At 34.3% G+C, this 15,320-nt stretch carries 3 protein-coding genes; 2 read left to right on the top strand and 1 reads right to left on the bottom strand.

What is annotated here, in order from left to right; translation table 11 throughout:
* Positions 1-90: 90 nt before the first annotated feature.
* Positions 91-7,002, bottom strand: a complete 6,912-nt coding sequence (locus ACJJV4_RS18475; RefSeq protein WP_405296877.1) for a T9SS type B sorting domain-containing protein — start codon at positions 7,000-7,002, stop codon at positions 91-93.
* A 398-nt stretch (positions 7,003-7,400) separates the two neighbouring features.
* On the opposite strand from ACJJV4_RS18475, the gene ACJJV4_RS18480 reads away from it, so the two are divergent.
* Together ACJJV4_RS18480 and ACJJV4_RS18485 are read left to right on the top strand one after the other, a co-directional pair.
* Complete coding sequence (locus ACJJV4_RS18480) at positions 7,401-8,249, top strand: class I SAM-dependent methyltransferase (protein ID WP_405296878.1); 849 nt, start codon at positions 7,401-7,403, stop codon at positions 8,247-8,249.
* Between the two features lie 356 nt (positions 8,250-8,605).
* The gene (locus ACJJV4_RS18485; protein WP_405296879.1) at positions 8,606-15,247 is read left to right on the top strand and encodes an amino acid adenylation domain-containing protein; all 6,642 of its coding nucleotides are present in this window, start codon (positions 8,606-8,608) and stop codon (positions 15,245-15,247) included.
* The last annotated feature ends 73 nt before the right edge of the window (positions 15,248-15,320 follow it).

Consider the following 15,320-nt stretch of genomic DNA (forward strand, 5'->3'; position numbering starts at 1 on the left):
CTTTAATATGTAGCTGTGAATTTTATTGTGAATGAAATATTTTAAAAATTATTTTTTTTATATTTTAAGAAGGATTTAAATGATTGATTTTTATCGTTTTAAAGTGAAGTGACCTTTAAATTGACGATGTTTGTCGCTAAAAATTTCTTGAAAAGCAACAGCGTACCAATAATCTGAAGAAGGCATTACGTTTCCTTTAAAAGTGCCATCCCATCCTGGACCAAAGGGATCTAAAATATTTAATAGTTTTCCATACCTATCATAAATGTAAATAGAAACATCTGTTTGGAATTCTCTAGATATGCCCAAAGGCTGCCATGTATCATTAAAACCATCTCCATTTGGTGTAAAGAATTTAGGTATATTTATAACCGAAATTTTTTCAGAATCTATACCACAACCATTTTTATCTCTAACGTAAATGGTGTGCAATCCGCCTTCTACATTATTAAATATATTACTGTCTTGGTATGGTCCAAATTCGCTGTCTATAGCATATTCATTGTCTCCAATACTATTCTCGTTAAGATAAACGTTAACGGTTTGTATGTCCATAGCATCCATAATATCTACACGATCTATAGTTGGTATAGTTGAAGGTAAAACAATAATTTCTCTTGTTTTCGAACAGCCTTCTAAAGATGTTACAGTTACGCTATATGCTCCAACTTCGTTAATTTCAATTTCAGGAGTTGTCTCATTAGTGTTCCATAAATAAGTGAAACTATTTGTAGAACCCGTAATTAAACCAGCATCTAAGATAATGGTTTCAGGGTAGGTGTTTAGACAATAAATAGTTTCATGAGCAACTTCAATATTTGGTAAGCTATTTACAACTAGTAGAACTTCTTCAATATAATAACATCCTTCGTTATTTTCAGCACGAGCATAAATGGTTTGAGAATAAGCTTCTGTATTTTGATAATTATTTGCTAATATATCTAGTTGCTGTTCTGCATTTTGATAGGTGTCATAATAAGCGACGTCAAAATTTTCAGTTGAATTTATTAAAATTTGAGGAGACGCTAAGCTTAAATCGAAGGTGTTTAATCCGTCTTCAGAATTTAATTCATCACAAACATATAATATGGCTGGCGTTAATTCTATAAAACTACTATTTAAGGTTAGCGTTGTAGAATCGAAACAACCGGTAGTGTTATCAACAACTTTAACGTAAACGGTTTGCGGATTTGTTGTGTTTGTAAACGTTGCGCTTCGTTCATTGGAATCATTGTCTAATTCACTTTGTGATAAGTAAAAGTGAGTTGTAACGTTGCTGTTGTTTCCTGTAACATGATTGTCATAATCATGAAGATTAAATTGCATTAATCCATCGGCAACATCTGCATAATCACATTCTGTAATTGATGTTGCAATTACGTTTGGTAGAGGTAACTCTTCAACTTCAACATCAAAGGTGCCAATACAGCCATCGCTGTCTTCTAAAGTTACGTTGTACGTTCCTGCAACGGAAACCTCAATGGATTGCGTGGTTTCTGTTGTGCTCCAGGTATATGTTGAGTAATTTGGCCCCATATCTAAAACCACAGAAGTGCCTGCGCAAAAGGCTGCTTTTGTTAATGTTGGTGGTGTAATATGAATAGTCTCAATATTGAAACTCGTGATATTATCACATTTATCAGCTACAGACACTCGAACAAAAACAGTTTGCGAATTTGGATTTACATTTTGATGTACTGTTGGGTTTGGAATTTGGTTTTGCTCCAAATTAGCATCCATTTTGGTATTGAAATATCTAAAAGTAGCTCCAACTTCGGTAGTGAATAAGTTTTCGAAAGCCGTTAAATCAAATATGGCATAATCATCTAAATCATCATCACAAGATTCTAGTATTTCAGTAACCGTTTCCACGGAAGTGTCTGCTCTGTGTTGTATTTCAACGGAAGTGATATAAGCACAACCTAAACTGTTTTGCACACGAACATAAACATCATGGTTATTATTAGGGATGGTGTAAATACTGGAAAGTGCTCCGTTTTGGTTTTCGGCATTGGTTTGCGAATTGTAATATTCAAAAGCTAGGTCAGTGGTGTTTGCAACTACTAAAGTGTTTAATTCACTAAGGTTAAAGTTGTAATTACCATCGAAATCAGTATCGCAAATTTGGTATGTATTTGGCGTTAATTCTATAAAACTACTATTTAAGGTTAGCGTTGTAGAATCGAAACAACCGGTAGTATTATCAATAACTTTTACGTAAATGGTTTGCGGATTTGTTGTGTTTGTAAACGTTGCGCTTTGTTCGTTGGAATCATTGTCTAATGCACTTTGTGATAAGTAGAAGTGAGTTGTAACGTTGCTGTTGTTGCCTGTAACTTGATTGTCATAATCATGAAGATTAAATTGCATTAACCCATCGGCAACACCTGTATAATCGCATTCTGTAATAGAGGTTGCAATTACGTTTGGTAGAGGTAACTCTTCAACTTCAACATCAAATGTGCCAATACAGCCATCGCTGTCTTCTAAAGTTATGCTGTACGTTCCTGCAACGGAAACTTCAATGGATTGCGTGGTTTCTGTCGTGTTCCAGGTATATGTTGAGTAATTTGGCCCCATATCTAAAACCAGAGAAGTACCCGCGCAAAAAGTTGCTTTTGTTAATGTTGGTGGTGTAATATGAATAGTCTCAATATTGAAAGTCGTAATATTATCACATTTATCGGGAACAGACACTCGAACAAAAATAGTTTGCGAATTTGGATTTACATTTTGATGTACTGTTGGATTAGGAATTTGGTTTTGCTCCAAATTAGCATCTATTCTGGTATTGAAATATCTAAAAGCGGCTCCAATTTCTGAAGTAAATAAATTTTCGAAAGCCGTTAAATCGAAAAAGGAGTAATTGTTTAAATCATCGTCACAGGCTTCTAAAGTTTCGGTGACAGTATTAACATTGGTCGATGTTCTAATACTAACATTAACTGCGGCAACAGCCCAACAACCAAATTGATTTTCCACTCTAATATATACAGTATGATTATCATTTGGAATGGCATAATTTGTCGTGTTAGAAATAGCTCCGGTTTCATTTTCAGCATTTGAGAATGAGGTGAAGTATGTGAACACTAGATTCGTTTGATCTTGGATAATTAATGCGTTCAAATCACTTAAGTCTAGCGTGAAAAACCCGTCGAAATCGGCATCGCAAATAGTATGGCTACTATCAATTAATTTAGGTGTGGCGAGTACTTTTAAAATAACGCGGCCTATAGAGAAACAGCCGGTTAATGTATTGTCGAATCTAACGAAAATATTATCGGTTTCTGAAGCGGTATTATGATTTTCGGGTGTTGAAATTAGAAAAGCTGTATTAGCAGTTTGTGCGCCTACTTCATCGGAATAATAAGTAATGTCAAGCCCTGTAGTATTGGCTAACATAGCCGGAATGGCAGTGGTTAAGTCAAACTCTTCGGAAAGGTTAAAATCATCGTCGCAAGCTGTAAGTTCGGTGTCGTTTACAGCGATAGGAAATGTAAAATTTAAGGTTATTTTAGCAATTGAAAAACATCCCGTAGTTCTATTTGTAACTCTGACATAAATAGTTTCCGGAACACTAGTAATTAGATATCTATATGAAATTGCTCTACTGTTATTAATAGCGTTAGTTTCTGAAGTAAAATAACGGAATGTATGGTTTATAGGATCGGAAATGATAGCATCATGACTTAAGCGCAAATCATAATATTCGCTGCCATCGGTAAAGTTATCGCAAACGGTAACATCAATGTTGTTAACTACTGGTGCGGAAATTAAGCTGAAGTTAATGGCTCCAGAAATATCGCAACCATCTGGTGCGGAAAGATTAGCATATAAGGTAGTGGTGTTTGTTATATTCGCCGTAGTTATTGGTGTGTTTTTGTTGTTTGCATTATCTAAACTGTTATAATACGTTAAATCGATGTTGTTTTGAGTTCCAATTATCTCTGAGTTGAAATTGGATAAATCAACATTGTTTTCAATACCGTTATTTTCAAAATCACAAAGACTTAGCATATTAGATTGTAACTCGGGTATGGAAACAATAGTTATTTCTATTTCGGCTGTGTTATAGCATGTTGTGGTTGTATTATATAAACGAACAAAAACGGAATGGTTAGATGTGGCTAAATAATTTTCAGGTGTTGGTATCTCGGTTGTTGGATCTCCTGTTTCGGCTTCTGCTTCAGTATTGTAAAAAGAAGCTTCATAGTCTATAAAATTTGTGTTTACATCTGGTAAAGCATCGTTTAGGTTAATTAATTCTTCATTATTGTTATCACTATCACAAGCTTGAATTTCGGCGTCGTTTGTAGTTATTATTGGATAAAAATCGAAAGTAATATCGGTTTCTGTTGTACAGCCGTCTGGTGTAGTTACAAAGACGTTAATAACTCGTGTTGGCCCAATAATGTTGTAGGTTTCTGGTGAGCTAATGTCTCGTCCGTAAATGTCTTCATATTCGAAAATGGCACCTGGTTCTGTAGTGATGTCATCTTCATATTGAGTAATGTCATGTACTTCTCTGTTGTTTCCAAATTCGTCACAAATAGTTGCTAAAACCGGATTAAGAAGTATGGTGGTTTGAAAATCTAGATTAACTTCTTCCACTGTAAAATCGAGTTCTGTTCCTTCAAAAACTAATGCAATACGAGCATAAAGCGTTGTTGGTGTGGTAATATTTATTTCAGCAATAGCACCAGTATTGGCGTCGGCATCGGTTTCTAAAATATGATAGGTGACAACCATGTGTCTAGAGTCATCAAAACTAGAAATTAAGCTATCGTCATATGCGCTTAATGTTACTAATTCTTCGGAATCGTTATCGGTATCACAAATTTGAAAATCTCCATCAATAGCTCCTCCAGAGAATCCAACAGACTCTAATTCGATACTTCCTATGGTGATACAGCCAGAATCTGTATTGGTGAAAACAACAAATACTTCGGTTTCAGGATTGGTAACCCCAAAATTAGCAGGATCACTTACTAAACTGCCCGGATCTTGTATTTGTGCTCCATTTTCAGAATCGTAATATTGAACAGTAATACCTGTTAAATCAGTTACCATATCGTTGATGGATGTGGTTAAATCGAAAATAGTTCCTGTACTGACTTGGTTATCGTTTTGAACGGTTACACCATCAATATATGTGAAATTTATGGGAAAAACTTCAATACAACCATTTGATGTGTAAGATCGTACCCAAATTTGAGAAGCGCTATTTAAACGGTAAACTGCGGGGTCTATAGGATTGCTCGTGGCATCTGGATCAAAAGGATAAATGTTTCTTTCCGCCCAATTTTCATAAAGATGATAACTAAAGTTTAAAGCCGCGGTATTGTTCGATTGTATATCTGTTTCATGTTGTGTTAAATTGTAAATAGCAATATTAGAACAAAGCGTAACCGCAATAGGTGCAACAACGGGAACAGGATTTAGAACTATAGGGATTTCTACAATATTCGGGCAAGATTCATCGGGTTGAAGCGTTAAGCGAACAAAAACAGAATCGCCATTTGCAGCGGTTAGATTGGTTTGCGGATTTAGATTGTTTTCAGCTTCATTTTGATTTAAATGATACGAAAGTGTAGCGCTAGATTGGCTACCAATAATTTGCGTGGTGTAATTGGAAAATGTTATAATTTCTGAATTATCATTATCTACATCGCATTCTGAAATTTGAGAGAGTTGAGAGGTTGCTAATTCTTCTAGATTAATGGTTAATGTACCTACATCAAAGCAACCAACGCCACGTTGTAATCTAACATATATGTTTTCTGTTGAGGTTGTTAAAAGGTAGTTTTCTGGAGTAGGTATAGGGTTGGTTTCGTTTTTTGCATCGTCTGGAGAATTATAGTAACTCAACACTAAACCAGTTTGTGTGCCAACCATTAATGGCGCATAGGTTGTTAAATCTATAGTTTCTTCTCCAACCAAGTTAATGTCGCATACGGTTTGCTCATTGTCTATAGCTATTGGGTAAGAGAAATCAATGGTAATATCTATGGTATCTTCTAAAACCACATCGGTGCCAATACACATATCATAAGTGACTCTAGCGGTATAACTTGTCGATTCTTCTGGGCAAATGGTTATTTGATCGCCTGTTGCAATGAGTGTGTTGCTGGCATCTCGCCATTGCACAACTGTAGTCGGAATTCCGTTTGGTGAAAACCGCCAAGCTTCATTAGTGGCGTTCCATATACCAGAATTTCTATCGGTAGGCGTTGTTGTCGATGTTCCATCTTCATTTTGAATCCCTATCAAAGCATTTTTTCTATAAGCTCCAGATGTTGTTTCGCAATTTATTGGTTTGTCCTTTATATAAACATCAATAATATTTGAAGTTTCGTAAAGTACAATTTGAGTTGTAGACCTTGTGTTTTCGCAGTTAAAATGGTTTAAATTTTCGTAACTAATAACAAAGGTGCGTTGCGGAGCAGTGCCTGTAGTATAGGTTTTAATTTCGCCACATTCGTTTTCTGGTGTGCTCGGGTCGTCGGTGCAGCCAAACACATTATCATCGTTTGTTAAATCGTGATAAGCACCAAATATAGCATTGGTTGGCATGGATGAGTTTGGTAAACTCCCTGAAAAATAGGGGCTATCGGCAAGAGCAAGTGTGGTGTTGAAACTGATTAGACCATTATCTCCAAGAATAAATGAATTGAAACCTTCGTTGTAAAAGCAAAAATCGAAAGGTAATGGTAAAACAGAACTCCATTTATCGTCGGCAGAAACGGTTACCGAATTTTCATTTGTTAAACCAGATAAGTTAGTAAAAGGTATACTGTTTACTTCGTAAGAAGTAGTTTCGTAAATAGTGGTGTAATTGGCTTGTAAAACAAAACAACGGTCAGCATCTGTAGGATAATCACAGTCGACTAAAATATCTGTTAAACCTCCAGCGTCGCTAATTTCAATTGAAGGAGTAATGTTTTGTGAAAAAAGTATAGTTGGTAATATCAGGGATATAAGGAGGGACCTATAATGCCACATATAATTATCTTGATTATTAAAAAAATAAATATATGGAAAATAAGACTTAACAAAGCTTTAAGCTTTCTTTGTTCGACGTATCTCGTTTTATGGGTGTTGTATTGAGTGATTTTTGAGGTGTGATTGCGTGTTTTTCAATTTAAAATAGTGATATATTAATCTTTATTAAATTGTGTTTGTTATACTTAAATAAGGGATGTTGAGTTTTAGGTTATCGGCTTAAAATAAAACTGAGTATAACATGTGTAGTGTTTTTTTTCTCAATCAGGACAGTAAATTTGTGGTATTTTGTTATTATTGCAGACGGTTTCTGAACTACAATAATATAAAAAGAGTTATCACCTAATCATTGATTAACTATAAAGCTTAAACTGATCTAGAATAAATAGCATATTTACATGAAGAAAAAATTACGTTCTATTATTTTACAGGTATTAACTTTTACTATCGGTAACTTGTTAGTTTTTTTGTTTCCTAAAAAAGCAAAACAGTTGTCAGAAAAAGGAATGACGCTTGTTATGAAGAATAGTTTAAGTATTTCAGAACGCCTTATGCGTGATGCTATTATGAAAAAAGTTGAGGGCAAGGCCGATAATGATACTTTGGCAAATTTGCATCAAAATTTTTGGAAAAATCAGGGTAATGCTTTTTTCTCATCTACAGACGATAATTTTAATAGTCATTTTTTACCCAATTGTTCTTATATATTAGACCTTCTTAAGGAAGAATTATCTAATGAACCTGTAGTTTTTACAACATTTGTGGAGATTGGTACGGGAAAAGGTAATGTTTTAAACTATTTAAGTTCAAAGTTCCCTGAGATTAATCGCTTCGTAGGTATCGATCTAAGTGAAGATCAAATAATTAGTAATCGGGATAAGTTTTCAAACAATACTAAGTTAGAATTTGTCGCTTCAGATGCTGTTGATTGGGTTGAAAAAAATGGCGAGTCTAACACTGTTTTTCTTACAGCTGGAGGCGTTTTAGAGTATTTTACAGAGGAGCAATTAAATGATTTTTTGAAACAAATAAATAATTTAGGTAAAAGTTATTTTGTAGCCATGGAACCTAATGGTCTAGATCATGATTTTGGATTAAACCCAAATTCACAGCTTTATGGACATGAGCGTTCTTTCTCTCATAATTACTCCAAGCTTTTTAAAAATGCAGGATTTAGAATATGGCATATGTCTCATAAGGATTGGAATGAGCAATATATTCAATGTCTTGTAGGTGCAAAAAGTTAAATGCTCTAAATTATCTTTTTTACTGCGAAAAAAGTATTTTATAGGAGTGTTTGTTTTTGAATGTTGCATTTTAACGTTAATAAATACTACAAAAAGGAAATTATTGTTGTTAATTAAAATAGTGATTATTTTTGATTTGTAATACTAGTATAAAGATAAAACTTTCCCCCCCTCAAATAAAACCAAACTTTATAAATTATTAAATAGATAACTGAATTATATGTTTTATTGAAATAGTTACAACCTGTTTCTTATTATAAAAATATATTTTATAGTTGTAACTGCAAGTCGAATTTATAATTTGGAAATATGGAGACGACTAATAGATTATTGTTAAGTACTGATAAATGCAAAAAATGAAGCCTACATATAGAATAAAAGGACCTAATCTTGAATATCCTCAATCAACTCTTCATGAACTTTTAGAAAAGCAATCTCAAGCTTATCCAAATGCAATTGCTTTAGAGTTTGATGACGTTAAAATTTCTTATAAAGAGCTACAAATTAAGATAAATAAAACAGCTCATTATTTAAAAGAAAAAGGAGTTCGCCCTGGTCAGATTATAGCTATTTCATTAGACAGATCTCTTGATCTATTTGTTTCTATATTTGCTGTTTTGCAATGTGGTGCTGCTTATGTGCCTATTGATAATAGCTACCCTACAAAACGATTTGAAATAATTGTGACTGATTCTGAAGCAAGTTATGTCATTTGTAAATCGACTAAAACGGATCTTTCAGACTCGTCTAAAAATATTTTTGTTGAAGATGTTGCTAAACATATAAAAGATAAACCTTCAGATTCTCTTGATTTAAAAGTAGAACCATCATCGGTTGCTTATATAATTTATACTTCGGGATCTACTGGGAAGCCTAAAGGTGTTCAAGTTTCTCATCTTAATATTATCAATCTCGTTTTTTCTATGGGAATAGACCCCGGAATTAATAGAGATGATAAGATTTTCGCACTTACTAGTATTTCATTTGATATTATGGTGTTGGAAATCTTTCTTCCATTACTTCATGGAGCTTGTGTTGTTTTAGTTGATGAAGAAACAAGGTTGGATGGTGAACTATTATTGGAAAAAGCTTTGAGACATCAAATCACCATAATGTGGGGGACACCAAGTATTTGGCAGTTACTTTTAGATTCTGATTGGAAAATACCTTTAAATATTAAAGCGTTGATTGGTGGTGAACCTGTACCATTAAATTTAGCCAATAAGCTCTTAGAACTTTGTAGTGAATTATGGAATATTTATGGGCCAACTGAAACTTCTGTTTGTGCTTTTTTAACGAGAATTTTTAAAGATCAGGCTCAAATTACTATAGGAAAACCTGTTGCAAATACACATGCTTACTTATTAGACGATAAAGGAAATCATGTAAATGAAGGAGAGGTTGGAGAAATCGTTATTGGTGGCGATGGTGTATCATTAGGTTATTTAAATAGACCCGAACTTAATACTGCATCATTTGTTGATGATCATTTTGTTGCAAAAAATAAAATGTATTTTTCTGGCGATTTAGGGAAGCTATTGCCTAATGGACAAATGTTGTGTTTAGGGCGTAGAGATCAACAAGTAAAAATAAGAGGGCATCGAATTGAATTAGGAGAAATTGAAAAAGTTATTGAAACACTGCCAAATATTAAAAAAAATGCAGTTTTAGTTAATAATTTAAAAAGCGGAGAACCAAGATTGGTTGCCTATTTACAATCTGCAACAGCTGATAAAGACTCGAATATTGTTCGGAATCAATTAGAAGAGATTCTTCCTGAATCTATGATCCCTTCAATTTTTATTTGGTTAAACGAATTTCCAATTACTACAAATGGTAAAATTGATAAAGAAAAATTACCACAACCAAAATATGTAAGACCAGATTCTGCACCACTTTTTAAAAAACCACGCACAAAGTTAGAAAAAGATATCGCATCGATATGGAGTGAGCAACTTCAGGTGCCAAGCATAGGTATTGATGACAACTTTTTTGAAATGGGAGGAACATCACTCCTTACTCAAAAAGTAGCAACCTTAATGAGGAAGCGTTTCAAACTAAAAATACCAGTAACAAAAATTTACCAACACCCTACTATAAAAGAAATAGCAGAATATATTGAAAATGACGATAAAACAGCGTCTTCTATTGATTATTCCAAAGCAAAAAAGAATAAAACATCTAGTGATGTCGCTATTATTGGTATGGCAGGAAGATTCCCCGGAGCTGAATCAATTGATGAGTTATGGGATGTTCTTAAAAATGGAAAAGAAACGACTTCGTTTTTTACTCCAGAAGAACTTGATAGATCTATTTCAGAATATTTAAGAAATGATCCACTTTATGTAGGAGCTAGAGGTATTGTACCTTCTGTCAAAGAATTTGACGCAAAGTTTTTTGGTTTAAACAAAAAACTTGCCGAAGCAATGGATCCGCAGCAACGCTTATTTTTAGAAATAGCATGGGAAGCTCTTGAGCAATCGGGTCACCTTCCTAAACATTATAAAGGGAGTATTGGTGTTTATTCTGGTACAGGTACAAATACTTACTATAAAAATAACGTACTACCTAATAAAGAATTATTAAAACAAGTAGGTGTACTTCAGGCGAATACGGTTAATGAAAAAGATTATATATCATCAAGAACAGCATATCATTTAAATTTAAAAGGGCCTGCAGTAAGTGTACACTCTGCTTGCTCAACATCTTTATTAGCTATAGCAGAAGCTGCAGATGCGATTAGAAATGGTCGTTGTGATGTTGCTTTGGCAGGAGGCTCAAGCATAACGGCACCTATCCATAGCGGACATCTTTATGAAGAAGGTTCTATGCTTAGTCCGGACGGACACTGTCGTTCTTTTGATGAAAACGGTAAAGGAACAGTCTTTAGTGATGGGGCTGGAGTTGTTTTACTTAAAAGTCTAGAAGATGCCATAGCCGACGGAGATATTGTTTACGGTGTTATTAAAGGAGTCGGTATTAATAATGATGGAGGAAATAAAGGAAGCTTTACAGCGCCTAGCACTGAAGGACAAGCAGGAGCTATTTCCAATGCCTTATTAGATGCAGGAATAGCTCCGTCCGAAATTAGCTATATTGAAGCTCACGGTACAGCTACACCTATTGGCGATCCAATAGAAATTGAAGGTCTAAAAATGGCTTTTGGTAAACAAGCTGTTAATGGCTATTGTGCTATTGGTTCAATAAAAAGTAATATGGGACACCTTACTGCAGCAGCAGGAGTTGCCGGAGTGATTAAAACAATATTGGCTCTTAGATATAAACAAATACCGGCATCATTAGGTTTTGAAAAACCAAATCCATCTATTGATTTTGAGAACAGTCCGTTTTACGTTAATAATAAACTGACCCCTTGGGAGTCTAACGGTCTTAGAAAAGCAGGAATCAGTTCTTTTGGTGTAGGAGGAACAAACGTGCACATCGTTGTCGAAGAATATCATAATGAACAAAAAACATCTAGCGCCTCAAGACCTTTGCAACTTTTACCTTGGTCTGCTAAAACACAAAAGAGTTTACAAGGGTATCAATCTGAATTAGGGAATTATTTAAAAACAAATTCTGATTTTTCACTTGCTGATGTTGCTCATTCTTTAGTTAATACGAGAGATTCGTTCACAAACAGAGGTTTTGTAATCGCTGAGAATATAGAAGATGCTTCTAATAAATTAACATTTGAAGACAATAAAAACATTAAAACAAATTTACTAAGTATTACCTCTAGTGAATTAGCTTTCTTATTCCCTGGGCAAGGTGCACAATATCTTCAAATGGGAAAGTCTCTTTATACGGAAGAAAAAATATTTAAAGAAGCGGTAGATAAATGTGCTGAGTTATTAAAGTCGTACTTAAAGTTAGATATTAGACAAATAATTTATCCTGATGAAAACTCAGAAGAAGCTGAATTAAAATTAAAAGACACTAAATATACACAACCAGCATTATTTGTTGTAGAATACGCACTTTCACAACTATGGATGAGCTGGGGAATAAAGCCAACATTACTTTGTGGTCATAGTGTTGGGGAATTTGTAGCAGCTCATTTAGCTGGTATATTTACTTTAGAAGATGCATTACATCTTATTACAATGCGTGGTAAGCTAGTTAGTGAGCTTCCTGGAGGTAGCATGTTATCAGTTCGATCTAATATCGAGGTTGTTAAAAATATAATTCCCGAAACACTGTCAGTTGCGGCTATCAATTCAGATCATTTAATCGTAGTATCCGGGCCTGATAGTGAAATTGAAAGTTTTTCAAAAGTCTTAGATGCAGAAAATATTGCTAATAAGCTTTTAATAACGAGTCATGCATTTCACTCTACAATGATGAATCCTGTTTTAGATGTTTTTGAAACAGAGGTAAAAAAGATAAGATTAAGTGTTCCTCGATTACCTATTGTATCTACAGTAACTGGAGATTGGTTAACAGATACCGAAGCGACTAGTTCAAAATATTGGACAAATCACTTAAGAGCAACTGTAAACTTTTCGGGAGCTATGGAAACTGTTTTAAAGCTAGAAGATACTTTATTACTAGAAGTAGGCCCTGGCCGTGCGCTAACGACTTTGTCAATGCAAAAAACAGGTTTAAAATCTTTAGCTTCTATTACTAGTTTATCGTTTCCTAAAGAAAATGAAACAGCTCATCATTCTGTATTGTCTGCATTAGGTACTTTATGGTTACACGGAGTAGAACCAAATTGGAGTTCTTTTTATGGAGAACAAACCAGACAAAAACTTTTATTACCATCATACGTATTTGACCGTAAACCTTGTTGGGTAGAGCCTTTATCTATCGAATTAGATGCTAATAAAGAAATAAATAATATAGTAAATACCGAAGATCAGTCTATTGATCTAGTACATAATACCGATTATAAATTTATGAGAAAACCTATCCTTCTTAATAAAATATCAGAGATCATAGAAGAAAACTCTGGAGTTGAAATTGAAGCTAATGATTTTAATCACAGTTTTTTAGAACTTGGCTTAGATTCTTTAGTGCTAACTCAAATGGCTATAACTTTTAAAAATGAGTTTAACACGCCAATTACCTTTAGACAGTTAAATGATGAACTTGGTTCTCCAAATTTGTTAGCAGATTATATTGATGAAATTTTACCTAAAGAAGTTTATGCTCCTGCACCAACTGTTAGCCCTGTTCAAGCACAAGCTCCTGTAAATTATGCAGCGCCAAGTACGCCATCGCTACAGCCTATAAATGTGGTAAGCAACCCTAACCAAAATACGGCATTAGGTTTAATCGCTCAGCAACTACAGCTTCTTGGGAAACAAATGGAGTTATTACAAGGAAACGATAATACAGTTGCTCAAGCGCAACCTGCGCCTGTTGCTCAACAACAAAAACCAGTAATAGCACCTGTTATTATTGATCCAGAAGATTTATCAGAAGACGAGAAAAAAGAACATCAAAAACCTTTTGGTGCATCACCTAAAATTGAAAAAAAATCAACAGGTATAAGCAGTAGTCAAAAGACCTTTTTAGATAATTTAATTGAAAGCTATAACACTAAAACAGCTGGTAGTAAGGCATATGCTCAGAGACATCGTAGTCATATGTCTGATCCAAGAGTTGTGTCAGGTTTCAAACCAGAAACAAAAGAACTTATATACCCTATTGTTGTTGAAAGATCATCAGGAAATCGCCTTTGGGATTTAGATAACAATGAATACATCGATACTTTAAATGGTTTTGGATCATGTTTATTTGGTCACCAACCAGATTTTATCAAAGAAGCATTACATAAGCAAATTGAAAGTGGTTATGAGGTAGGACCTCAACACCCACTAGCAGGTGAGGTTTGTGAGTTGCTTAGTGAGTTTACTGGACATGAGCGTGTTGCGCTTTGTAATACGGGCTCTGAAGCTGTTTTAGGTGCTATGCGTATTGCTAGAACCGTTACTGGCCGTTCACTTATTGTTGCTTTTTCTGGTTCCTACCATGGTATTAATGACGAGGCACTTGTAAGAGGTTCTAAAAAATTAAAAACTTTCCCAGCTGCAGCAGGTATTTTATCTCAATCTGTACAAAATGTATTAGTCTTAGAATATGGTACTGATGAAAGTTTAGAAATCATTCGTCAACGTTCGCATGAATTAGCTGCTGTTGTTGTTGAGCCAGTACAAAGTCGTAGACCAGAGTTTCAACCTATTGAGTTTCTTAATAAGGTTCGTGAAATTACAAAAGCATCAGAAACAGCACTTGTCTTTGATGAGGTTATTACTGGGTTTAGAATGCACCCAGGTGGAGCACAAGCTTTATTTAATATAAAAGCAGATATTGCTGCTTACGGAAAAGTAATCGGTGGAGGTCTTTCTATTGGTGCGATTGCAGGAAATAGTACTTGGATGGATGCTATTGATGGTGGTTTCTGGAAATACGGAGATAAATCTTATCCTGAAGTAGGTGTTACTTATTTTGCAGGTACTTTCGTTCGTCACCCACTTGCTTTAGCAGCTTCTAAGGCTTCTTTAATTTTTATGAAAGAACAAGGGCCCGAATTACAGACTAGGTTAACAGCTATGACTGAAAGTTTAGTTTCAGATTTAATTGTTGAAATCAAAAAACGTAAGCTTCCAATAGAAGTTAATTATTTTGGTTCTTTATGGCGATTAAAGTTTTTAGAGGAAATACCGTATTCTGAATTACTTTTTGTTTTAATGAGAGAAAAAGGAATTCACATTTGGGATGGTTTTCCTTGTTTTATTACTAACGCATATAACGAACAAGATATAAATAAGCTTAAAAACCTATTTATTTCTTGTTTAGATGAACTTATATCCGCAGGTGTTTTTGAAGCTAAATCAGGCGCTATTACCAAAATAGATAAAGTGTTTACTAAAACGTTAAATCAGCCTCCGGTAGAAGGTGCAAAACTTGGTTTAGATGAACAGGGTAATCCCGCATGGTTTATTGAAGATATTAAAACGGAAAGTGGCTTTGCCAAAATAGAATTATAGAAAAATAAAAAAAAGTTTTTAGTGTTGATGAATTATTTACGCTAAAACAATATTTTTATGTAAGAAAACTATT

The sequence above is a fragment of the Algibacter sp. Ld11 genome, from assembly GCF_045066735.1.
Taxonomy (GTDB): domain Bacteria; phylum Bacteroidota; class Bacteroidia; order Flavobacteriales; family Flavobacteriaceae; genus Algibacter.